We start from the raw sequence: 22,550 nt of genomic DNA, 5'->3' as shown, positions 1-22,550 counted from the left end.
TTACTCCTTTCTCTATTCACCGCGTAAATAAGCTTTTATATCTTCTTCAATTGGATCATAGAGGTCTGGCTTTATGCCAATGTATTTGCATGCTTCATAAAGAATAGGGACCACATCTGCATGGATACCACTAACATGATGAATATATGGTCCTGAAACGATTTTTTCCTCTAATCGTTTCAAATTATCTACCTCAATCCAAAGATATGTTCCTTTTGTATACGGACCTTCAATACCTCTCGCTTTACCCAGTAACAAGGAATATTCGCCATTATCACCATCAAAACGACATAAGGTTAATTCGCCACCTTTCGCTTCCGCTTCGACTGCACCAGGTGAATCAAATGCTAACGGATAGCCAATTGCCGGTTTATCTTTTGCAACAGAAAACGGAAACAGTCCACAATGTTGTAGCAATTCACCATTCTCATTATCTGGATGTCTAACAGTCCAATCTGCAAAAAAACTTTTATTTCTGCCCAAATTTGCCGCTTCGATTAATAAACAAGAAATTGCTCCATGAATATCTGTTTCACAAACAACTGGAATTCCTTCATCTATGAGCATCGCGTTTGCAGCGCAAGGCATAATACCAATTTCATCTTGAAGTGCAGTCCAACATTGGATGGCAATCGCACTACAACCATATTTTGTTGCTAAATTTTTCATCGCAACTTTAAGAGCAGCAACCATTCGTAAGTCAACTTCTTTAATTTTAACGATTGCACAACCGTGACAATATTCGACGGTTCCATCCACTTCCTCTATTTGTTCGCTAGATACGCTACGAATTTCTTTTATTAATTCTGGAAGCGGAATTGGAGCTAATTGAATATTGAATTTTTCTAGCAACTCTCCTTCATTACACATCGTTGTCCAAAAATCAAATGGCCGTGGTCCAATTTGTAAAATCCGCATGTTTTGAAATGTTTTTACCGTATTACAAACTGCAATGAAATCTCGAATTCCTCGTTCAAACTCTGGATCAGATAGACGGCAATTTGTCATATAAGTAAATGGTACTTGAAACCGACGTAAGATTTTTCCAGTTGCAAACAAACCGCACTGCGTATCTCGAAGTCTCACACCATTTTCATCAGGTCGTTCGTCACGCGGACCCCAAAGCAATACTGGTACATCTAACTCTTTAGCAAGTCTCGCACAAACATATTCCGTTCCAAAATTAGTATGTGGTAAAAACAAACCTTGGATTCCAGCCTTTTTAAATTTTGCTGCAATTTTCATCACATCTGCATCATCATAAAGCAATCCATCTTCATTAAATTCTGCAATGTCCACAAATTCAATATTTAGTTCGTTTAGTTTATCTCGTGTGAGATTCGCATATTTGACTGCATCTGGTGCACTAAATATACTTCGCCTTGTCGGCGCAAACCCAATTTTAACCGCCTCCACCTTCTAACCACCTTTTTAGTTTAGTAATTATTTTAGTTCTCATAAAAAGCAATCAGTAATCGCTTTCTTTATTTGCATTATAGTATCATTTCTAAACTAAGTCAATAAAATTAAAGATTATTTTATATATTGTTTTAGTTTATTTTATATAAAAGAACTAAACGAGAGGTTTAGAAGACTGAAGGTATGCTATTTTTTGTTTTGATTTACTAAACATGATATACTAAATAAGATAAATTTAGTAAACAAGGAGAAATGAATAATGAAGCTGGAAGATATTGCACGATTAGCAAACGTTTCGAAATCGGCCGTTTCCCTTGCGCTGAATGGAAAAGCTGGCGTAAGTGAAGAAACCCGTTTACATATTCTGCAAATTGTCGAGGAAAATAATTACGTCCCGTTACGTAATACCAATAAAAAAATGAAAAAGAAATCAACCATTCGTTTTATCGCATGCAAAAGTCCTAACTTGATTACCGAACAATATCAGAACTTACCTTTTTTCAGTGAGCTACTTAGCTATTTATCTGCTGAAATCGCTAGTTACCCATATGATTTGGTTATCTCTACCTTCGATGCAACAACCATATTAGAAGAACTTGCTGAAGCAGAAAAAGAGCAACCAACAGCAGGCCTGATTTTACTTGGCACTAATTTAAACGCTGAAGAAATTAACCGAATACAACAGGAATATCCTAAAATCGTTGTCTTAGATACACACCATCCACATATCTCAGCCAACTTTGTCTCTATTAATAATTTTCTCGGTGGATATAAAGCAGCTGACTACCTTTTACAACTAGCACATACAAAAATTGGTTATGTGATGGGGGTACCACGCATTAAAAATTTTGATGAGCGGAAAAGTGGCTTTTTTGCTCGTTTAGAAGAAGCCGATATTTCAGTCCCTGAACAACATGTCTTTCATTTACCAGCAATGCAAATCCAAGAGGAAGTTTCGGTAAAAGAAGCCATTGCTGAATTGCAAGATTTACCCTCTGCTCTTTTTTGCGAAAATGATTACATGGCTATTAGCATGATTAAAATGCTACAAAGTCTATCTATCAAAGTCCCTGAACAAGTTTCCGTATTAGGTTTTGACAATATTAATGAAAGTAAAGTAATTACACCAGAACTAACCACTGTTCATGTTAAAAAACGTGATATTGCTGAACAAACACTTGCCCTTTTGTCCAAACAAATTAAAGCTGATACGAATTTTGAAACCAGACAAATCCAAGTGAATACAAGCTTAATCGAAAGAACTAGCTGTGTTCCGTTCAAAAAATAACCAAAAAAGCCTGTGCTCTATTTTTGAGCACAGGCTTTTTTGATATTTTAAATTAATTTTAAATGTTCTAAAGCTTTATAAACCCCATCTTCATCCACATGATCCGTAACATAGTCAGCGACCGCTTTTACCTCATCACGGCCGTTGCCCATTGCCACGCCAGTTCCAACAGCTTGAAGCATTGCAATATCGTTCAAACCATCGCCAAATGCGTAAGTATCTTCCATCGAGAAGCCAAGTTTTTTGATCATTTGTTTAATGCCTTCCGCCTTCGAACCGTCAGCTGGACAAACATCCACGGAAACATCATGCCAGCGCAAGAAACCATACTGCTTAAATTCTTCTCGGTAATAAGCATCATACGACTCATCACAGAAAAGTAAACACTGATAAATGTCACGACCTTTATAATAATTAGCATCCACTTTAGGATAATCTCTTTTAATAGAATCCATTCCGATTGTCACCCGGTCGTGATCCGGTAAATTCGCGCGCATGGAATCTTTTCCTGAAAAAACAATTGGATGCTCATGCTCCGATGCAACCGTGATTAATCGTTCTAAAGATTCTGTTGGTAATGGTTTAGCGTATATTTCTTTTCCTTCAAAAATAACATATTGACCGTTGTAGCAAATATAAGAATTAATATCTAATTCTTTTCTGATTTCATCAAGCATAAATGGACCACGACCAGTTGCAATAGCCACATAAACGCCATTTTCTTTCAATTTAGCAATCGCTTGCTTCGCTGATGCTGGAATTTCTTTCGTTTCTCCTACAAGTGTCCCATCTACATCAAAAAATACAATTTTACTCATTGATTAAACGCCTCTATCCTCTATCCATTTTTAAATCATTATGTTTAAATTATAGCAGAAAATCTCCTTGATAACAGGGTTGACAAAATTAATTATACTTTCTAGTAGCAATTATCTGGATTTATGGTATATTAGAATGAAGGATATAGATCGGATGAACATTTGTAGAACGACAATGGAACGTGAAAAAAAACTTATAATTACATCTTTTACTCGGAAATTTGTTTCAAATTCCCAAAATAAAGGTATGCAATTATAACGGATAAGAAATTTAACATACGTGCACAGCTATTTTTATACATTAGTCTGTGGTAATTTTTCTTTGTCTTTTTTATGCCTGATTGTCAGTATCTCGTGCACCCATATCCGCTTGCTACTAAGTCCACAACTGAAAGCAAGCCAATTATTACTGAATAATTATTAGGTTTTCGACCAGAGAATCTATTTTTAAAAACTAAACTTAAAATTTAAGGAGAGAAAAACATGATTTTTAAAGTATTTTATCAAGAAACACTGACAGAAACACCCGTACGCGAAAAAACACAATCTTTATACGTAGAAGCGGAAAGCGAAGTAAAAGTACGCCAACTTTTAAAAGATGAACCTTTCCACATCGAATTTGTCGAAAAAATTAGTGACGCGCACTTAGCTTATGAAAAGGAAAACCCAGACTTCGCGCTCTGGGAAAAATAAGCCTATATGAAATTTGTTAAAAATAATGAGACAGCTGTTTTCGCCCTTGGTGGACTAGGCGAAATCGGTAAAAACACATATGGCGTACAATTTCAAGACGAAATTATTCTAATTGATGCAGGAATCAAGTTCCCGGAAGACGAACTTCTTGGTATTGATTATGTTATTCCTGACTACAGTTACCTAGTTAAAAACAAAGATAAGATTAAAGGGCTTTTTATCACCCATGGTCATGAAGATCATATCGGTGGCGTTCCTTACCTACTTCGCGATCTTAATATCCCAATTTACGCTGGGAAACTTGCGAGTGCACTTATCCGCAACAAATTAGAAGAACATGGCTTGCTTCGTCAAACCAAAATTTATGAATATGAAGAAGATGACGTTTTTAAATTCAGAAAAACAAGTATCTCTTTCTTCCGTACAACCCATAGTATTCCTGATACGTATGGTATTGTTGTCAAAACTCCATCTGGTAACATCGTTCATACTGGTGACTTCAAGTTTGATTTTACTCCAGTTGGCGAACCAGCAAACCTAACAAAAATGGCTGAAATCGGTAAAGAAGGCGTTCTTTGTTTACTATCTGATAGTACAAATGCGGAAGTACCAAATTTCACCATGAGTGAGCGTGTCGTTGGCGAAAGTATTAAAAATATTTTCCGCGATGTAGAAGGACGAATTATTTTCGCTACCTTCGCATCTAATATTTACCGTTTACAACAAGTAGTTGAATCCTCTATCGAAACTGGCCGTAAAATCGCTGTTTTCGGTCGTAGTATGGAATCTGCTATGGAAATCGGTAAACAATTAGGCTATATTCAAGCGCCAAAAGATACATTTATTGATGTGCATCAACTTAATAAAACACCCGCTGGAAATGTGACTATCCTTTGTACAGGGAGTCAAGGTGAACCAATGGCTGCTCTTTCTAGAATTGCTAATGGTACGCACCGCCAAATCCAAATTCAACCAGGTGACACGGTAGTCTTCTCGTCTTCCCCAATCCCTGGTAATACAACGAGTGTAAACCGCACAATCAATTTACTATATCAAGCTGGTGCAGAAGTTATCCATGGTAAAGTAAATAATATCCATACTTCTGGTCACGGTGGTCAACAAGAACAAAAACTAATGCTTCGTTTGATGAAACCTAAATTCTTTATGCCAATTCATGGTGAATTCAGAATGCAAAAAATCCATGCAGAGTCTGCTGAAGAATGTGGTGTTCCAGAAGAAAATAGCTTTATTATGGCAAATGGAGATGTACTCGCATTAACAAGTGAAACAGCTCATGTTGCTGGTAAAATCCATGCAGCAAGCGTATATATTGATGGTAGCGGTATTGGCGATATCGGTAATATTGTCCTTCGCGATCGTCGTATTCTTTCTGAAGAAGGCCTCGTAATTGTTGTTGTATCCATTGATATGAAAAATTCTCGTGTGATGGCAGGACCTGATATTATTTCACGCGGCTTCATTTATATGCGTGAATCCGGTAATCTCATCGGAGAAGCACAAGGCCTCCTAACGCGACACTTAAATAAAGTAATGGAACAAAAAACAACGCAATGGTCTGAAATCAAAAATGAAATTACAGATACTTTGCAACCTTTCTTGTACGAAAAAACAAAACGTCGTCCAATGATTTTACCAATAATCATGGAAGTATAGTTTTCAAGACGATAAATGGTTTCAAAATCATTTATCGTTTTTTTGTTGATTTCTCAGAAAGACGATGGTATGTTTAAACAAACAAAATAGAAAGACGAGGAAAATTTTATGACAGAAACTAGGGCTGAAAAAAAGAAAAAAACAACGTCCACTTTTACTAAAGTTATGAAAATTGCTAGTGTTGCTCTTTTAGGAATTATCTTCTTCTCTATAACAGGATTGGCAGCGAAGTATTACATCACCGTTCAAAATACCTTTTCAAAAATAAATGTCCCTCTAGAATCAAGTAATAAAACTTTAAGTGATTTAGAAAAGAAAAAACCTTTCTCAGTGTTACTCATGGGTTCAGATGCCCGACCTGGTGAAAAAAATGGTCGCGCAGATACAATTATTCTTGCCACAGCTAATAAACAACAAAATGCCGTAGAAATGGTTAGTATTCCTCGTGATACAAAAGTAGACTACGGAAATGGTGACATTGGTAAGATTAATGCCTCTTACTCCAACGGTGGCCCCTCAGGAACAGTTTCAGCGGTCGAAAAACTTATGCCAGGAGTTCCCGTAGATTATTTCATTTCAATCAATATGGAGGGCTTTAAAGACCTAGTTGATGCAGTTGGTGGTATTACTGTTTATAACGATATCGACTTAACAGAAGTAAATAGCAAATTTGTTAAAGGTAACATTACTTTAAACGGAACAGAAGCTTTACAATATGTTCGTATTCGTCATGAAGATCCTCGTGGTGACTTTGGTCGTCAAGATAGACAGCGCGATGTCATTATTGGTATTGCGAATAAGGTTATCAGTTCTTCCGGAGTTTCCAATTTTGAAAGCATTATGAAAGCCGTTGGCGATAATTTCCAAACTAATATGACGCTTACAGATATTACATCCATGGCTGCAAATTATTCTTCCGTACTTAAAAACGTCGATTCCCAAGAACTTAAAGGCGAAGGGGAAATGATTTATAGCGAGTCTTATGGATTTGATTTATATTACTTCGCCCCTGATAAAACAGATTTAGAGCGAATAATTACTATGTTTAAAAAGAGTTTAGATATTACTGAATAAAAAAGATGACGGAAGCTTGAACGAGCTTCCGTCATCTTTTTTATTTATGTTTCGTAATAAGTGCATCCATCTCTGTAATTACTTTCGCGCATGCTTGTTGGTGATAAGCAAATACAACTTCATAATTAGGTTCAGACTCTTTTTCAAGCGTCACATGATATAAAATTTCAATATTATTAATTGCTTGCTCTACTAAATGAGTAAAATGAAGCATTGGTTCATCAGAAGTCAAACTCGCAACAAAACTGCTATCTGTAATAATTTGTTCGCGTGTTTTTCTTAAATCTATCAACTGTTTCCACAAACCTTTTATTTTGGGAGCTAGAGATTTTGCATCTTCGCTATTTATATCAATTTCTTTTATTTTTTCTAAAACTGCCTTTTCCTGAGAAATAAACACTTGATTTAATTTTTTGTTTTTCTTGCGTGGGTAAAGCGCATAGACAACAAAACCGATCACAAGACCAATCATCGTATCAAATAGTCGGTCTCTTAAAAAGACTATCGGCTCTCCGTCGCCTTTTCCGACAAGTACCATTACTGTAATAACAACAATAACCATCGTGAATTTTTTAGTAAATAGATAGCTTAGCATAACTGCAAGTGCTGCGCCAATCGGAATCATAATATAATGATGGTTGGGAACTAGCAAGTATACAAAGGCTGCAAGCAGTCCACCTACAATAGTACCGATAATCCGCTCAATGCTTGATTTATATGTATCCCCCTTACTCATTTGTGCGGTAATATAAATAGCATTAAATACGTATGTTGGATACACAATCCAATCACCCATAATAGGGAATAAAATCACTGCTATCGTAATACTAATAAGCACTTTAATAACTCGTGGATCAAGAGCGAAACGTTCTCTCATAGAAATCTTTTTCATTTCTGCTCTCTCCCTTCCACTAATTCTTTCATTCCAACCTTAATAGCTAGGAAGTTCTCAACAAATTTTTTCACGTGAAATGAGGCAACTGGATTGGCTTCTTTCGCGTTAATTTCATCAGAAACTTTCACGTTAATCTGAGCAAGGGCCTGTTTCGCTTCTTCCGACAAACCAACTCGTCCAATGTCCTCCATTGTTTGCATATGAAAAAAAAGTTGAAGATAATTAGGCAGTAACGCTTGATACAGCTCCACATGACGAGGATTCGCTTTTTTACTAGCACTATATTCTTTAATAAACATTTGTGACTGAACAAAAATACTATACAATGGTTTTGCTATAAATTTACCATTATTTTTAAATACACTTTCAATTTCCTTGTCAAATAGTCCTACCAATTGTTTCATAATAGTTTGAACGGTTTTTTCGAGTGGTAAATGTACATATTTTACGACTAACTGCACCAGTAAAAAGAACACAAACACATCCATTAACGCGACAATTATCATGGTATAGAGAGGCATTGGCAAATCATCTGTTCCAAGAAAGTAAAGTGCTGTCCCAATCGCGAGTGTCATTACCATATATTTCTGCGGCATCAAGAAATTCACCGCCAAAATAACAACTATCATGACAACATAGTAAATATACACATTGATTGGGAAAAAATAGGTGCTTATAATGACAAAAATACACGCTAGAGTGAATGCTAGCGCTATTTGGGGAATGACTTTTCTGGTAATTCCATATGTAGGTTGCATTGAAATAATCCCTATTAGTACCACTATAGGTAAAACCCCGGCCAAATCAGGAAAAATAACTGTATGGACCACTACACAAATGCTCGCATAAATAAATGCTTGCAACATCTGAATAAGTCCTCGAGCGCCGATTTTATCAAGCAAAAATTTCTTCATCTGTTCCCCCTCCTTCTGTCCCTTTATGTGAAGCTCTGTAACTATAATAGAAAATAACTGGCTAGATAGCAAGCGGTAATTCGCAAACAATAAAAAAACCTAAGAATATACTAGACATGTTGACATATCTCTTTATATTACATAGGTTTTCTTTTTATTGAATTTTTTCTTGTAGTCGTTCAATGTCATCATCCGAACCGATAACGATTAGAATATCTCCTTCATGTAGAACATCATTGGCTTCAGGAGTAATAATCATTTGTTTATCTTTTTTAATACCGACAATATTGACACCAAAAGAGTTACGGAAATCTAAATCAACTAGGCTCTTTCCAAGGAAACGTGGATCAGATACAGAGATTTCGACTAGACTATATTCATCCGATAATTCAAGATAATCTAGCATGTTTTTCGATACGATGTAATGCGCAATACGTCGTCCCATGTCTCGCTCAGGATGGACAACCCGGTCTGCTCCGATTTTATCAAGCAATTTGGCATGTTTATCATTCGTCGCTTTTGCGGTAACGTATTTTACGCCCATTTCTTTTAAAATAAGTGTAGTTAAGATACTCGACTGAATATCCTCACCAATCGCAACGATAACATGCTCAAAATTACGAATACCAAGCTGGCGTAGCGCGTTTTCATCTGTTGAATTAGCGATAACTGCATGGGTCGCAATGGACATATATTCGTTGACACGTTCTTCATCCGAATCAATCGCAAGTACTTCCATTCCTTGCTCGACAAGTGAACGACAAATACTTCCGCCGAATCGCCCAAGACCGATGACTGCAAATCCTTCTTTCATTTGTACGTTACCTCCTTGCTACTTTTTTTCTACTAAGTCATGTTTAAATGCATAGATTGCTGCTTGCGTACGATCTTGCACATCTAATTTCGATAAAATATTACTTACATGCGTCTTCACCGTTTTTAAAGTGATGAAAAGTTCGTCTGCGATTTCTTGGTTGGATTTACCTTCCGCGATTAAAAGTAAGATTTCATTTTCACGATTCGTTAAATCATCATGTAAGTTTTTCTCTGGTTTAGCGGTTAGCCGTTGCATCATTTTGCCAGTTACTTCTGGTTCAAGAACAGAGTCTCCGCCGTATGTAGCTCGAATCGCATCTGCAATTTCGCTCGCTGTTGAAGTTTTAAGCATATAACTGCTCGCTCCAGCTTCAAGTGCCGGGTATACTTTTTCATCATCAATAAAACTTGTAACGATAATTATTTTTGCTTCTTTCCAGTTTTGCATAATTTCTTTTGTGGCTTCGATGCCGTCCATTTCATCCATAACTAAATCCATTAAAATAATATCTGGGCGTAGTTCTAGAGCCATATCAGCCCCTTCACGACCGTTCTCTGCCTCGCCAACCACTTCCATGTCATCTTGCACAGAAAGATAAGCTGAGACACCTATACGTACCATTTCATGATCATCTACAAGTAATACTTTTATCATTCGCTTTCCACGTCCTTTTTCGCAACAAGTGGGATTTTTATTTCTACACTAGTTCCTCTTCCTGGGAAACTAATTATTTTGATGGTGCCGCCGAATTCAGCAACTCGTTCTCGCATATTTTGTAATCCATAAGAGCCTTGTCGAACATTATCCATATCAAACCCAACGCCGTCATCAACTACTTTCATCACCGCTAAATTATCCATCGTTACGAGGCGTACTTCTAATAATTTAGCTTTAGAATGTCGTAATGTATTGGAAAGTAATTCTTGAACAATACGGAACAAATGATCCTCAATGCCTTTTTGCAAACTAATATCCTCGATTTGCCATTCTACTTCGATTGGCAATTTGGTTGTTAATTCTTTTAATAATTGCTCAATACCAGTTTTTAATGATTTACCCTCGAGTTGCGTTGGACGCAGATGAAGTAAAAGCGCCCGCATCTCTGATTGGGATTCATTTACGATAGATTCAACCATTTTTAGTTGTTTTTGCATCGCCGGTGTTGCGCTTTTTTCACTCTGTTCATTCAAAGCTGATAAAAGCATCATTGCTGCAAAAAGCTGTTGACTCACTGAATCGTGTAATTCTCTAGCAATCCGGTGTCTCTCTTCTGACAAAATAGCTTCTTTCGTTTGGCCAGTTGATTCAGCACGGTCGCTTGCAAGTTTTTGTGTCAAAATCGTTTGTGCTTTCATTTTATCACGTAAGCGGTCGATTTGCTTGTATACTTGCTGCACTTCTAAAAAGTTCTCGTCTTCTTCACTCGTAATCTTTTTCTCCAAATCGCCTTGTCCGAGCAGCCGAATCGAAAAGTCAATTGATTCAAATTTTTGTTTAACAAAATACCCGAGCAAACCGCCTATAATTAAACCAATCGAAATGGCTGTAAGCGGAACGAAAACCACAAAGGGAATGTAAAAGATTTTTTGTTCGATGAGAATTTTATACCAAGAACCTTCACTAAAAAAATAGTAACCGACCGTACCGATGGCTGTAGCAACAAGTAGTAACCCTGAGCAAACAGCCATCATCAGTTTCGAAAAACTCATAGTCTAATCACCTCTAAATCTCCGAAGATTACAGAAGTCATGATTTTCACTTTTCGTGCGGAACTTTCGTAATTATCTGAGTAGACCTTGATGCTATTATTTTGAATAGAGGTGCTTTCTTTATCATATTGGATGTTTCCGAAAATTGCGGAATGTTCAATGCAAATACCGATATCAAATGGAACAAGTATCCGAATTTTTCCTGAGACACTACGAATCATAATGACACTTTCGCCAGTTGGTAAGACCGTGTTCCCTAAATCAAGAATCGTATCTCCAATCCCTGTTTGAATATTGATGTCATCCCATTCATACACTACATCAAGTATACGCTGGTTACCGAACCACTGATTACGAATAAACTTATCCGTACGGTCAATCTTGCTGTCAGGTTCTCTCGTTTTGAGCATCAATAATTGGGGTGCCCGCTTCCTACTAATGTAGTGAATGATCGCATAAATACCTGCAACAACAAGCCCAACTTTAAACGTGGTTGTAAGTAACACGGCGATAATGATAAATACGATACCAATAAATAATGAGTTTCTTGCACTTTTCTTTGTTGCGCTTGCCTTCCTTGATGTAAAGATAAAAAATATCCCGAGTGCAAATAAAATAAGCAACTCCCACTGGAACAGCATCTCCAAACCAACGCCAACAATAATCGCAATTAAAAATACAAAAACAACCGAGCTTTCCATTTTTTTCAAGCTGACACACCTCCTTACGTTCCTCTTTTGACAAAGTTATTTCTCGATTTTTGCTACTTTGTACATGCTGTGTTAATTATAGCGAGGATTTACTGATTGAAACAACCGCGCTAGTTGGAACATCCCCTACTACTTTAGTCCGATGTTTCTTCCGTTATTTTTGTAACGACACCATTCTCTTGAGTGATTCGTCTTGCTTTTAAAAGCGTACCAATTGCACGCTTGAATTGGGCTTTACTAATACCAAATTTGGCACGAATGGCATCTGGATCTGATTTATCTCCGAATGGCATTTCTCCGCCAACACTTCGCAAATAAGTTAAAATCATTTCCGCGTCATCATTTAATACTTCATGTGCTCTACCACGAAGCGATAAATTAAGAGACCCGTCCGGTTTTACAGCGATAACACGAGCCTTCACACGTTCGCCCATTCTTGGTTCCGAAGTTCGTTCACTTTCATGTATAAATCCAATATGAAAATCATCCGTAAAAACAAATGAACCGACTTTTAATAAACGATAAATAGTTCCTTCGACATTATGGTTAAATAGATCTTGTTCTGCACGAACGGCAATTGCGCGGAATTGTTCTTCTTCTGCAAGGACGCCCCAAACACGATTTTCTTCATCCACACGTAGCGCAATCATCACGCGATCTTCTTTTTTCGGCCACAAGTGTGGTAATGCAGGTAAGTCATCCAATGATACCACCACGTCTTTTTCAATGCCGATATCGACAAAAACACCTAAATGTTTACGTACTTCTGTCACCGTTCCCCAGCCGTAATGCCCTACTTGAATTTTTGGAATAATCGTTGTTGCTGCAATTTCGCGGTCATAGTCCACAAAAATAAATACGGTTACTTCTGCTCCAACAGCAAGTTCCGTTTCATGTGTATTTGATTTAGATAAAAAAACAGTTACTCCGTCTTTTTCAAGGAGCCATCCTGTATCTTTGATTTCTTTCACTGTCATTATTTGGCTTTTGCCAATATAGTTATTCACTTTTTTTCCACCTTTTCCTTAAGAATAGTCTTGTTTCATTATAGCTTATCTAAGCTTGTAAGGCTACCTGCTACGAAGAATCAATCTTTGTTTATTTGTTGCTGTAAAATATCGATTTTTTCTTTTAAAATGTCTTTGGAAAAATCATTGGCTTCTCTAGCCGCACTTCCTACATGGTAGTCGCTATGATTTAATGTCGCTTGGAAGGTCGCAATATTTTCTGGTTTGACGCCACTTCCAACTAAAATTTGGAATGAATCTGGCTGTGCTTCGCTATCTTGAATCCAGCGTTTTAGGCGTGGCAAGGAGTCAAGTGCGTTTGCTGTACCACCTGAAGTTAATAATTGGTTGATGTCTTTCCCATATGTACGTAAAACTTGGTAACTCGCTTCGATATCTTTAGTTGCTTCCAGCGCCCGGTGGAAAGTTAAGTCTAAATCACCTTTCCATTCTATAACTTTTTCGAGAAGAGCTTGATCGATTTCTCCATTTTCTGTTATACCACCATAAACAATCCCTTGCACACCAACCTCTTTTGCAAGCTCAATATCTCGTTCCATGACTATTCTGGCTGCCTTATCATAGACAAAAGAAAAACTATGTGGTCGAATCATCATCATCGCTGGTAACTTAGAGGCACGTACGATTTCTTTAATAGCACCATAACTTGGAGTCAAACCGCCTTCGCTTATTGCTGAAACTACTTCCATTCTATTCGCGCCGTATTTTTCCGCTAAGTAAGCGTCTCTTGGATTTTGAACTATCACTTCTAACATATTATTCCGCTCCTTTTAATTACTAATTACCTTCATTCTACCCTTTTATGACGTGCTTGAATACAAAAAAATCCATGAAAAGAAAATTACCTTTTCACGGATTTTGTTTCCTTATTTTAAATTAGTTGTAATGACTTCGGTTTTTCCTGCTTCTGCCTTAGTTACAGCATGGAAATCAAAATCATATTTACCTTCTGAGCTATTCGTTATAACCATTGGTACAACAGTACTTGCAGCATTTTTTTCAATAAAATCAAAGTCAGCTTCTACAATAGGATCGCCTACTTTTACTTTATCTCCTACACTGACTAAAACGTTGAACCCTTCTCCATTTAAGGATACGGTTTCTAAGCCGATATGTACAAGAATTTCTTGTCCCATATCCGTACGAATGCCAAAAGCATGTTTTGTTTCTGCCAATTGAATAATTTTCCCGTCTATTGGAGCGACAATGGTACCTGTTTCTGGTTTGATTGCAATGCCTTCTCCCATCATTTTTTGATTAAAAACTGGATCTGGAACATCTTCTAATGCAATAACTTGCCCAGTTACGTGAGCGAATAGTACTTCTTGTTTCGATTTTTTTAAAAATTTTTTAAACATGCATCTTCCTCCTAGCAATTTCATGAATCAACTACTATTTTACCCTTATAGAGAAAAAAAGGCACGGAGAAACTATCAAGCATCACTTGATTTTCTTCATGCCTTTTTAAACGTTTATTTGCTTGTTTTTAAATCTTCAATGGAATTAATGTTTGTCATGTATTTTGGAACTGCTAGACCGATTTTAGCACCTTTTAAGTTTGGTCCTAAATCTTCAAATTTTCCTTTATAATCTTTGTAGTAGATTCCGGAAGTATTTGGAAGCCATGCAGCAACCATACCATCAGCTGCATCCGTAGCAACGGACGCCCACATCGGTTGAATTTCCATTGCTTGAATCGTTGGTTTGTAGCCAACTTGTTTTAATGCTTCTGCGACAACGTTTGTAGAGGCAATTTCAGAATCCCAAGCTACATAAGTTAACTTGATTTCATCGCCATCTACTTTTTCCACGCCATCCGTCCATTTTGCTACTTTTTCTGGATTATTTTTAATCCATTTTTTAGCGGCTTCTTCTGGATCTACACCGTCATTAACTTCAAGCATTACTTCAGACATATCTTCCGCAGTCCAGAAGAAATTATCTAGCACTTGGTAAGCGGAAGGTTTATCTTCTTTTAAGCCTTTACGTACAATGGTGTGGATATTTTCTGCATTACCATAAACATTTTTGGGATCATCCAAAAATTTCAAATCAAATTTTGTAAACATCCAGTGCGGGGTCCAACCAGTCACAACAATCGGGCGCTTATCTTTCATCGCTTTTTGAAGTGTACTTGTCATCGCCGCGGTAGAACTTGTTTGTAATTGCCAATTATCATCATCTAAATGGTAATCTTTAATCGCATTTTGTGTTGCAAGCATAATTCCTGCTCCAGCATCAATTCCTGTGATTGTATAATTGATTTGTTCGCCTAAATCTTTTTTCGCGTCATAAGGAGCAAGGGTTGTTCCGCAGGCTGCTAAAGTGAAAATAAGCATAGCCAAAACTGCGGTGGTGATTAATTTTTTTAGCAATCTACTCTCCTCCTCATTCTGATTTCGCTTTTTTATTGAAAGCTTGTGTCAGACGGTCTAGGATGATTGCTACGATAACAATCGCAATCCCAGCTACAAATCCGCCACCAGCGTCGTTACGTCCTACTGCGAAGTAAACACGTGTTCCAAGTCCCATTGCACCGATCATTGAAGCAATTACGACCATGGAAAGTGCTAACATGATACTTTGGTTAATACCCGCCATCATGGTTGATTTCGCCATTGGTAGCTGTACTTTCCAAAGTTTTTGCCAAGGTGTTGAACCGAACGAATCGGCTGCTTCTACAAGCTCTGTTGAAACTTGGCGAATACCTAGATTAGTCATACGAACAGTTGGAGGCATTGCGAAAATAACAGAAGCCACAACCCCTGGAACCATTCCAATTCCGAAAAATGCTACGGCAGGAATTAAGTAAACGAAGGCTGGCATAGTTTGCATAAAATCGAGTACCGGTTTGAAGATACTTTCAACAATATTGCTTTTCGCCATCCAAATACCAAGTGGAACCCCAATAACAAGCGCAATTAAACTACTTGTCAGAACGAGCGTTAATGTTTGTGTCATATCACGCCAGAAATCTAAGTTCCAAATTAACAGTAAACCGACAACTTCAAAGATAATTAAACCCCATTTTTTGCCTTTACGGTTTACCCAAAATGTGCCAAATACAAGTAAAATAATAAATAACCACGGTGGAACTAAATCGAACACCCATTGGAATGCATCAACAATCCCGCCAATGATATTTGTAATTACATTAAAAAATCCTTCAAATTGCGTTAAGCCATCCACTAATTTGTCAATCCAACTAGCTAATGGAATCGTTGGAATATTAGGCATTAACGTTCACCTCGTTTCCAGAAAGTGCGGCCAGAACGGATCCGCGAATGATAATTCCTTTTAATTTTCCATCTTCGGTTACAGCAATCGGAATCGTTGTTGTCGAGATAGTATCCATGATTTCTGCAAGTGGCGTATCTAGGCCAGTTGTAGGTACATCACGATGTAAAGCTGTTTCTAGTGAAGTAATATTTTCTTTTACTAGTTTAGAAACTTCCGCTGCATGGACAATACCAACCAGCTCACGATTACGTTTAACAACGAATACACTGGAAGTTCCAGCCTCACGCATCCGTTTAAGCGCAACACGAGGACCATCTTTTTCAAAATTAACGATTTCTGGACGTATCATTACGTTGCTCGCTGTATAAACTTTGGAACGGTCCACATCTTCAATGAATTTTTCAACGTATTCATTTGCTGGATGTGCCAGAATTTCTTCCGGGGAACCTGTTTGAACGACAGAGCCATCACGCATAATCATAATGTGGTCACCAATACGTAGTGCCTCATCCAAATCATGGGTAATAAAGATGATTGTTTTCTTCATTTTATCTTGTAAATCTAGTAATTGATCTTGCATATCTTTTCTGTTAAGTGGGTCAAGTGCAGAGAAAGCTTCATCCATGAGTAAAATATCTGGATTGTTAGCAAGTGCTCTCGCAAGCCCTACACGTTGCTGCATCCCACCAGAAAGTTGCGAAGGATATTGTTCGCCGTAACCAGCTAAACCAACAAGTGCAAGCGATTCTGCTGCATTTTTCTCGCGCTCTTCTTTGTCCATTCCTTGAATTTCAAGGCCGTATTCTACGTTACGATTAATCGTTCTATTCGGAAATAAACCAAAGTTTTGGAAGACCATACTCATGCTTTTTCTTCTAACTTCCAAAAGTTCTTTTTTATTTAGACTAGATAGTTCTTTTCCGTCAAGCCAAATTTTTCCGCTCGTAGGCTCAATTAGACGGTTTAAAAGTCGTACCAAAGTCGACTTCCCACTACCTGAAAGCCCCATAATAACGAAAATTTCTCCTTCTTCTACGCTAAAAGATGCTTTATTAACACCAATAGTCGCCCCTGTTTCTTTCAAAATCTCTGTTTTCGATTTCCCCTGAGAAAGTAAAGAAGATGCTTTAGAAGCCTTTTTTCCAAAAATCTTCGTTAGCTCTTCTACTTTAATCTTGCTCAAAATAAAATCCCCTTTCTTTTTTTAGATTGAATTATTTATTAGGCAAAAATTCGGCCCATATCACTTTTAAAAAAAGCAATAACATTTATCATTGTACACAAGTTTTGGCTCAGTTTCACATCATACAGTTTGGTTTGCGCTATTTTGCACATTTTAGAAAGCGCCTCCATCTTACAACAACAGCGGCTGACAGTTTTTTAATTTTTTTTGTAAAAAAGGAGGATTTTTCACGAAAAAAGCGCATTTTCTGGGGATAATTTATTTTAAAAACAGCATTTTTATAAAATATTTGTTAGAATAGAAAAGGACATTTCATTTAGGAAGGGGGAGATGAAATGGATGGAGAACTTTCAAAGGATGTGGACCAGAAGATGAATTTACTCAAAAAGTGGTTCAGTTCTATTGACTGGGACCAATTTTGGAATCATATTATTTCAGTAGGAATAAAAATTGCCATTTTAATTGCTCTTTATTTTATTTTCCGCGTGGTTGGGAATAAAATTATCCGTAGTTTCTTCCGCAAATATCGGCAACAACAAGCAGTTTCTGTTGGGCGCGCGGACACGTTAGAAAGCTTGATTTCTAATTTTTACGGCTATGTTTTATTCTTCACTTTTGCGATTTTATTATTACAGAACTTTATGGATGTTACAGCGATTATTGCAAGTGCTGGGGTGGCGAGTTTGGCTATTGCCTTTGGTGCGCAAGGACTTGTTAGTGACGTTGTGACTGGATTTTTTATTTTACTTGAACGTCAACTTGATGTTGGTGATACGATTACCATTGGACTAGTTAATGGAACAGTAGAAGCACTTGGACTTAGAACAACACAGGTACGTGATTTTGATGGCACGCTTCATTTCATTCCTAACAGGCAAATTATGGTCGTTAGTAATCATTCGCGCGGTAATATGCGTGTGATGGTGGACATTCAAATTAGTCCACATGAAGATCCGGAAAAAGCAATTAAAATTATTGGTGAGGTTTGTGACGTAGCTGCAAAAGAAAATAAAAATATCGTTGAGCCCCCTGTTGTATTAGGTGTGCAAAACATTGACGCAACAAACATGATTATCCGCGTAGTCGGTAAAGCAGTGAACGGCGAGCAGTATTCTGTTCAACGTGACTTACTCAAAGATATTCGCGAAGCACTCGCAGAAAACGAAATCGAGTTACCACTTAATTTTGTCAGCACCTTCGGACCAAATAATAATTAAAAAGACGCCAATTCGCTCCTTTTGAGAACGAATTGACGTCTTTTTATTTACTTTCCAAAAAGTGGATTAATACATCAATTGCAAATGGAATAGCTTCTTCTTTTGGACTAAGTTTCGCATGATGCAAACTGTACTCGGAATCCACGCCTAACCAAAACATAAACCCTTTAATTTCGGATAAAAAGTAACCAAAATCTTCTCCAGTCATCGCTGAACGAGCTGGCACATAACTTTCTGGATATTGTTCTTCCAAAAAGTGGATGAATGCTTCTGTTTCAACTGGATCATTGTCCACTTGATAATAATCCGAGCCAGGATGAAATTCAACTTCGCATTGGTAAGCTTCTTCCCAGCCTTTCGCTAGCTGTTTCAAACGAGTCCAAACAATCTCCATTGTTTCAGGGGAAAGCGTTCGAATGGTTCCATCTAAATAAGCAGTTTCCGCAATGACATTTTGAATTTCTCCGCCATGAATTCGGCCAATCGTAATAACTGCACTATCCATTGGATCAATATTCCGACTTATAATCGTTTGCATTTGCCCAACAAACGCACTTGCTGCGACAACCATATCATTCGCCAAATGAGGATACGCCGCGTGTCCACCTTTTCCTTTAAACGAAATAAAAAGTTCCGATGTATTCGCAAAAAGTAAACCTGGCTTAATTGCAATTTCTCCGACTTTGTATTCTGGTGCGATATGAAGCCCATAAATGCTATCCGGTCGCCACTCGGCAAATTCAGCGCTTTCCATGATGGGTTTTGCACCACCTGGACCTTCTTCGGCAGGCTGGAAAACGAAAAGCAAATTATCTTTGGCTGGTTTACTCGCAAAATGCGTCAATACACCAAGCGCGATACTCATATGTAAATCGTGCCCACAAGCATGCATATTGCCAGGATGTTTTGATGCAAAAGGCAGCCCAGTTTCTTCTGTAATTGGCAACGCATCAATATCGGTACGATAACCAATTGTTTTTTCTGGATTAGTTCCTTTTACTAAAACCAAAATCCCCGTACGCCATTTTTTCACTTCTAAATGTTCACTCGGTAATTTGCTAATATAGTCTAATAAATAGGCTTGGGTTTTAAGCTCTTTATAACCTGTTTCAGGAATTTGGTGTAACTCTCGTCGAATGGCAATAAATTCATTTAACACAGCGATTCTCTCCTTCTAAAAAAGGACTGCTTCGCCAACAGACGAAACAGTTCCCTTTAATTTTTAAAGTTGACGAAGTTCTTGCATGATTTCTGTTTTAGAAGCTGTTTTTGCGTCTAATTTTTTAAGTTCACGTGCAGGAATCCCAGCCACAACTGTTCCAGGAGCTACGTCTTTTGTAACGATTGCGCCAGCTGCTACGACTGCGCCTTCTCCAATACGTACGCCTTCTAAAACAACCACATTGGCGCCTACAACAACATTATCTTCTACGACAACTGGTTGTGCGGATGGTGGTTCCACTACGCCAGCAAGCACAGAACCTGCACCGATATGGCAATTTTTACCAACCGTTGCGCGCCCGCCTAGAACAACATTCATATCAATCATCGTACCGTCACCGATAACAGAACCAATATTAATGCTTGCTCCCATCATAATTACAGCATTATCACCAATAGTTACTTGGTCGCGAATAACTGCGCCTGGCTCAATACGTGCGTTAATATTTTTCATATCTAACAAAGGAATAGCCGAGTTACGACGATCATTTTCGATAACATAATCTTCAATATTCGCTTTATTTGCTTCTAAAAATGGCTCAACAACTGCCCATTCTCCAAAAATAGTTCCCGCATTTCCAGTAATGAAAGTTTTAACATCACTAGGGAAATCAATTTTTTCTAAGTCCCCTTTAAGATAAACTTTTACAGGTGTTGCTTTCTTGCTATTTTGAATAAAAGAAATAATTTGATGTGCATCCATTTGTTCCATGAATTTTTGTCCCCTTCCGATACGTTCTGTTTTCTATTTTGCCATAGCTATTTAACTTGTTCAAGGAATTTATCTGTTATTTCTAAAAATGCCTTCACTTGTGGTAAACTGAGTGACTGTTCATAGGTCAGCAAGTTGGTTTCCCGGCTTAAAATCGAGCCATCTTTTTCCGTTAAGGGAATTTTGTTGATTTTATCTGTGTAGCCTATCATCGTCACTTCCGGTAAAATTGCAAAACCAATACCATTTAAGGCCATTTGTCTAGAGGTTTCCATCTGATCCATAAGCATTGCTTGGCGTGGCATTTTTCCGAAATTTCGTTGCCAGTAGTCTTGAATAACTTGGTAATAATTCGAATCACTGCGAAATTGAATAAATGGTCGATTAGTTTGGAAAACTTCTTCAATTTTGGTAATTTCTGTGTCTACTAAAATTAATTTGTCATTAAATAACGGTTTTTGAACACTTTTCCATGTGGAGCTTCCACGGACAATGCCGATATGGACATTTCCAGCAGCGAGTTGTTGCGTAACTTCACTGCTCCAGCCAGTTACAAGTGAAATTTGCACATTAGGGTACGTTCTTGAAAATGCTTTCAGAACCCGAGGAAGCCACATTTGCGCCACTACACTTGCACAAGCAATTCGTAATGTTCCGCGGACAACGCCTTCCATCGCTTCGAGTTTTTCTTGAATAGTGTGCTCTCGTTCAATGACACTAGACGCATGACGAACAATAGCTTCTCCTTCTGGTGTAAGCAGTAAGCCTTTTTGTGTACGAATAAAAATTTTGGTATTCCATCTACTTTCAATCGTTTGTAAGCGTTGCGATAAGGCCGGTTGACTTAAAAATAGTTTTTCCGCACTTTTACGCATATTAAGCTCTTCTGCTAAACAAACAAGTAATTCATATTCTGTTACAATCATCTATTTTCCTCCACCTGCAAATGAATATAACGATTGACTTGTTTTAAAACAACACGTCTTGTTACTATCCCTTCAAAATGGTGGTCAGCATCTACAACACATACAAAAGGATGGTCCACAAGTAAGTGCACAATTCGTTCGTTATTGTTAAAATCTTTGATTACTGGGAAATCCGTTTGCATGACATCCTCTACTTTTAAGTCTTCTAATCGTTCAAATTCGATACGTTCGAGTCCAAGAATGGCATCCGTAATCATTGCTGCACTTATTAATCCATGGAGTTTAAATTCAAAGTCTAGTACAGGAATAACTGAATAACCACATTTAGTTAAAACAAGTAATGCATGTTCTAAATTATTACCAAGCTGTACATGAGCAACCTTTTCAGCGGAAATCATCGAATCAGCTAGTTCATTATCAATAAATTGTCCAAATCTATTTGAGATCATTTAGAATCTTCCTCTTCCTTTATTTTCAAGCTCTACGAAGTTTCTTTCAACTTTTTAAAATAAATCGAAACTTTTCCATCTCCTATTCTACCATACTATTTGGTCTAATTTCTTTCATTTAGTGCTTGAAAACAAAAAAAGCTGTGAATATAAATTCACAGCCCCCTAAGTAAACCACCGGCTTATCCGATCTTTACCATGTTATTCGTTTTCTTGTAGCGTTTCAAAAATTTCGATAGCAGTCATATCAATATCATCGAATTGATATTTACTATTGTCGCCGTAGATTTCTACTTCAAATGAGTTAGAAGCTTGAAAAAACTTTACTTCGCACACGGGCGTACCATTTTTTTCAAAACGTCTTGCTTGTGTTTCAGCAGACTCATCTTCTTGCATTGCATGTAAACGTTGAATAATTCCCAATAACTGAGACATCTTACACTCTCCTCTCAAATCCACCATCTGACGTGCAAAAATTGGCATACCTTGCTATTATACGCGCGTGGCAATGCTTTTTTACATATTTCCTCATATCTGGTTTTTTCGCCATATCTTATTTCTTT

General features: G+C 37.5%; 24 protein-coding genes. 5 read left to right on the top strand and 19 right to left on the bottom strand.

Features of this window, described 5'->3' with window-relative positions:
• Positions 1-12: 12 nt before the first annotated feature.
• Complete coding sequence (locus GL301_RS05315; RefSeq protein ID WP_003734832.1) at positions 13-1,416, bottom strand: L-fucose/L-arabinose isomerase family protein; 1,404 nt, start codon at positions 1,414-1,416, stop codon at positions 13-15.
• 262 nt (positions 1,417-1,678) lie between these two features.
• Between GL301_RS05315 and GL301_RS05310 the strand changes: the two genes are divergently transcribed.
• The gene (locus tag GL301_RS05310; RefSeq protein WP_003725575.1) at positions 1,679-2,707 is read left to right on the top strand and encodes a LacI family DNA-binding transcriptional regulator; all 1,029 of its coding nucleotides are present in this window, start codon (positions 1,679-1,681) and stop codon (positions 2,705-2,707) included.
• Positions 2,708-2,754: 47 nt separating this feature from the next.
• Here GL301_RS05310 and GL301_RS05305 read toward each other — a convergent pair whose 3' ends face one another.
• Positions 2,755-3,525 (bottom strand): Cof-type HAD-IIB family hydrolase, encoded by a 771-nt coding sequence (locus tag GL301_RS05305; protein WP_003725542.1) that lies wholly within the window; start codon positions 3,523-3,525, stop codon positions 2,755-2,757.
• A gap of 483 nt (positions 3,526-4,008) precedes the next feature.
• Here GL301_RS05305 and GL301_RS05300 point away from each other — a divergent pair, with 483 nt between their 5' ends.
• The 3 genes from GL301_RS05300 (at position 4,009) to GL301_RS05290 (ending at position 6,966) form a co-directional block, all read left to right on the top strand.
• Positions 4,009-4,218: a DNA-dependent RNA polymerase subunit epsilon gene (locus tag GL301_RS05300; RefSeq protein ID WP_003722652.1), complete on the top strand. Its 210-nt coding sequence runs from the start codon at positions 4,009-4,011 to the stop codon at positions 4,216-4,218.
• A gap of 6 nt (positions 4,219-4,224) precedes the next feature.
• Positions 4,225-5,892: a ribonuclease J1 gene (gene rnjA, locus GL301_RS05295; RefSeq protein WP_003722651.1), complete on the top strand. Its 1,668-nt coding sequence runs from the start codon at positions 4,225-4,227 to the stop codon at positions 5,890-5,892.
• 108 nt (positions 5,893-6,000) lie between these two features.
• Entirely contained in the window at positions 6,001-6,966 is a 966-nt protein-coding gene (locus GL301_RS05290; RefSeq protein WP_003725541.1) for an LCP family glycopolymer transferase, read from the top strand.
• Between the two features lie 40 nt (positions 6,967-7,006).
• Here GL301_RS05290 and GL301_RS05285 read toward each other — a convergent pair whose 3' ends face one another.
• The 12 genes from GL301_RS05285 to GL301_RS05230 form a co-directional block, all read right to left on the bottom strand.
• On the bottom strand, positions 7,007-7,858 hold the full coding sequence (locus GL301_RS05285; protein ID WP_003727035.1) for an FUSC family protein: 852 nt from the start codon (positions 7,856-7,858) through the stop codon (positions 7,007-7,009).
• On the bottom strand, positions 7,855-8,775 hold the full coding sequence (locus GL301_RS05280; protein WP_003727036.1) for a hypothetical protein: 921 nt from the start codon (positions 8,773-8,775) through the stop codon (positions 7,855-7,857). The genes GL301_RS05285 and GL301_RS05280 overlap by 4 nt, the downstream gene beginning before the upstream one ends.
• A gap of 154 nt (positions 8,776-8,929) precedes the next feature.
• The gene (locus GL301_RS05275; RefSeq protein ID WP_003719245.1) at positions 8,930-9,589 is read right to left on the bottom strand and encodes a potassium channel family protein; all 660 of its coding nucleotides are present in this window, start codon (positions 9,587-9,589) and stop codon (positions 8,930-8,932) included.
• A gap of 18 nt (positions 9,590-9,607) precedes the next feature.
• Positions 9,608-10,246: a response regulator gene (locus GL301_RS05270; protein WP_003722886.1), complete on the bottom strand. Its 639-nt coding sequence runs from the start codon at positions 10,244-10,246 to the stop codon at positions 9,608-9,610.
• Entirely contained in the window at positions 10,243-11,301 is a 1,059-nt protein-coding gene (locus GL301_RS05265; protein WP_003726436.1) for a sensor histidine kinase, read from the bottom strand. Before GL301_RS05265 ends, GL301_RS05270 begins: the two co-directional genes overlap by 4 nt.
• A complete protein-coding gene (gene liaF / locus GL301_RS05260; RefSeq protein WP_003734006.1) occupies positions 11,298-12,011 on the bottom strand; it encodes a cell wall-active antibiotics response protein LiaF in 714 nt (237 codons plus the stop codon). The genes GL301_RS05265 and liaF overlap by 4 nt, the downstream gene beginning before the upstream one ends.
• Before the next feature lie 134 nt (positions 12,012-12,145).
• Positions 12,146-13,018 (bottom strand): CvfB family protein, encoded by an 873-nt coding sequence (locus tag GL301_RS05255; RefSeq protein WP_003730937.1) that lies wholly within the window; start codon positions 13,016-13,018, stop codon positions 12,146-12,148.
• Between the two features lie 80 nt (positions 13,019-13,098).
• Entirely contained in the window at positions 13,099-13,794 is a 696-nt protein-coding gene (locus GL301_RS05250) for a copper homeostasis protein CutC (protein ID WP_003726433.1), read from the bottom strand.
• 111 nt (positions 13,795-13,905) lie between these two features.
• Complete coding sequence (locus GL301_RS05245; protein WP_003726432.1) at positions 13,906-14,397, bottom strand: PTS sugar transporter subunit IIA; 492 nt, start codon at positions 14,395-14,397, stop codon at positions 13,906-13,908.
• Positions 14,398-14,511: 114 nt separating this feature from the next.
• Positions 14,512-15,414: a glycine/betaine ABC transporter substrate-binding protein gene (locus tag GL301_RS05240; protein WP_003734321.1), complete on the bottom strand. Its 903-nt coding sequence runs from the start codon at positions 15,412-15,414 to the stop codon at positions 14,512-14,514.
• Between the two features lie 13 nt (positions 15,415-15,427).
• On the bottom strand, positions 15,428-16,276 hold the full coding sequence (locus tag GL301_RS05235; RefSeq protein ID WP_003722879.1) for an ABC transporter permease: 849 nt from the start codon (positions 16,274-16,276) through the stop codon (positions 15,428-15,430).
• On the bottom strand, positions 16,269-17,462 hold the full coding sequence (locus tag GL301_RS05230; protein ID WP_003727041.1) for a quaternary amine ABC transporter ATP-binding protein: 1,194 nt from the start codon (positions 17,460-17,462) through the stop codon (positions 16,269-16,271). The genes GL301_RS05235 and GL301_RS05230 overlap by 8 nt, the downstream gene beginning before the upstream one ends.
• Positions 17,463-17,833: 371 nt before the next feature.
• Between GL301_RS05230 and GL301_RS05225 the strand changes: the two genes are divergently transcribed.
• The gene (locus tag GL301_RS05225; protein ID WP_003740536.1) at positions 17,834-18,679 is read left to right on the top strand and encodes a mechanosensitive ion channel family protein; all 846 of its coding nucleotides are present in this window, start codon (positions 17,834-17,836) and stop codon (positions 18,677-18,679) included.
• A gap of 43 nt (positions 18,680-18,722) precedes the next feature.
• Here GL301_RS05225 and GL301_RS05220 read toward each other — a convergent pair whose 3' ends face one another.
• From GL301_RS05220 to GL301_RS05200, 5 genes are all read right to left on the bottom strand, one after another.
• The gene (locus tag GL301_RS05220) at positions 18,723-19,838 is read right to left on the bottom strand and encodes an N-acetyldiaminopimelate deacetylase (RefSeq protein WP_003726428.1); all 1,116 of its coding nucleotides are present in this window, start codon (positions 19,836-19,838) and stop codon (positions 18,723-18,725) included.
• A 63-nt stretch (positions 19,839-19,901) separates the two neighbouring features.
• On the bottom strand, positions 19,902-20,612 hold the full coding sequence (gene dapD / locus GL301_RS05215) for a 2,3,4,5-tetrahydropyridine-2,6-dicarboxylate N-acetyltransferase (protein ID WP_003727042.1): 711 nt from the start codon (positions 20,610-20,612) through the stop codon (positions 19,902-19,904).
• 47 nt (positions 20,613-20,659) lie between these two features.
• Positions 20,660-21,538, bottom strand: a complete 879-nt coding sequence (locus GL301_RS05210; RefSeq protein ID WP_003727043.1) for a transcriptional regulator CcpC — start codon at positions 21,536-21,538, stop codon at positions 20,660-20,662.
• Entirely contained in the window at positions 21,535-21,987 is a 453-nt protein-coding gene (gene cbpB / locus GL301_RS05205) for a cyclic-di-AMP-binding protein CbpB (protein WP_003726554.1), read from the bottom strand. The genes GL301_RS05210 and cbpB overlap by 4 nt, the downstream gene beginning before the upstream one ends.
• A gap of 201 nt (positions 21,988-22,188) precedes the next feature.
• Positions 22,189-22,422, bottom strand: a complete 234-nt coding sequence (locus GL301_RS05200) for a YkuJ family protein (RefSeq protein WP_003719227.1) — start codon at positions 22,420-22,422, stop codon at positions 22,189-22,191.
• Positions 22,423-22,550: the final 128 nt, after the last annotated feature.

This window comes from Listeria sp. LM90SB2 (assembly GCF_028867355.1).
GTDB classification, from domain to species: Bacteria; Bacillota; Bacilli; order Lactobacillales; family Listeriaceae; genus Listeria; species Listeria monocytogenes_B.
The sequence above is the reverse complement of the archived record's forward strand: the minus strand, read 5'-3'. Positions and strand labels throughout refer to the sequence as shown.

Coding starts and splice junctions, on each gene's coding strand:
- GL301_RS05310 (WP_003725575.1), top strand. CDS start 1,679: ATGAAGCTGGAAGATATTGCACGATTAGCAAACGTTTCGAAATCGGCC.
- GL301_RS05305 (WP_003725542.1), bottom strand. CDS start 3,525: ATGAGTAAAATTGTATTTTTTGATGTAGATGGGACACTTGTAGGAGAA.
- GL301_RS05300 (WP_003722652.1), top strand. CDS start 4,009: ATGATTTTTAAAGTATTTTATCAAGAAACACTGACAGAAACACCCGTA.
- rnjA (WP_003722651.1), top strand. CDS start 4,225: ATGAAATTTGTTAAAAATAATGAGACAGCTGTTTTCGCCCTTGGTGGA.
- GL301_RS05290 (WP_003725541.1), top strand. CDS start 6,001: ATGACAGAAACTAGGGCTGAAAAAAAGAAAAAAACAACGTCCACTTTT.
- GL301_RS05285 (WP_003727035.1), bottom strand. CDS start 7,858: ATGAAAAAGATTTCTATGAGAGAACGTTTCGCTCTTGATCCACGAGTT.
- GL301_RS05280 (WP_003727036.1), bottom strand. CDS start 8,775: ATGAAGAAATTTTTGCTTGATAAAATCGGCGCTCGAGGACTTATTCAG.
- GL301_RS05275 (WP_003719245.1), bottom strand. CDS start 9,589: ATGAAAGAAGGATTTGCAGTCATCGGTCTTGGGCGATTCGGCGGAAGT.
- GL301_RS05270 (WP_003722886.1), bottom strand. CDS start 10,246: ATGATAAAAGTATTACTTGTAGATGATCATGAAATGGTACGTATAGGT.
- GL301_RS05265 (WP_003726436.1), bottom strand. CDS start 11,301: ATGAGTTTTTCGAAACTGATGATGGCTGTTTGCTCAGGGTTACTACTT.
- GL301_RS05250 (WP_003726433.1), bottom strand. CDS start 13,794: ATGTTAGAAGTGATAGTTCAAAATCCAAGAGACGCTTACTTAGCGGAA.
- GL301_RS05245 (WP_003726432.1), bottom strand. CDS start 14,397: ATGTTTAAAAAATTTTTAAAAAAATCGAAACAAGAAGTACTATTCGCT.
- GL301_RS05235 (WP_003722879.1), bottom strand. CDS start 16,276: ATGCCTAATATTCCAACGATTCCATTAGCTAGTTGGATTGACAAATTA.
- GL301_RS05225 (WP_003740536.1), top strand. CDS start 17,834: ATGAATTTACTCAAAAAGTGGTTCAGTTCTATTGACTGGGACCAATTT.
- dapD (WP_003727042.1), bottom strand. CDS start 20,612: ATGGAACAAATGGATGCACATCAAATTATTTCTTTTATTCAAAATAGC.
- GL301_RS05210 (WP_003727043.1), bottom strand. CDS start 21,538: ATGATTGTAACAGAATATGAATTACTTGTTTGTTTAGCAGAAGAGCTT.
- cbpB (WP_003726554.1), bottom strand. CDS start 21,987: ATGATCTCAAATAGATTTGGACAATTTATTGATAATGAACTAGCTGAT.
- GL301_RS05200 (WP_003719227.1), bottom strand. CDS start 22,422: ATGTCTCAGTTATTGGGAATTATTCAACGTTTACATGCAATGCAAGAA.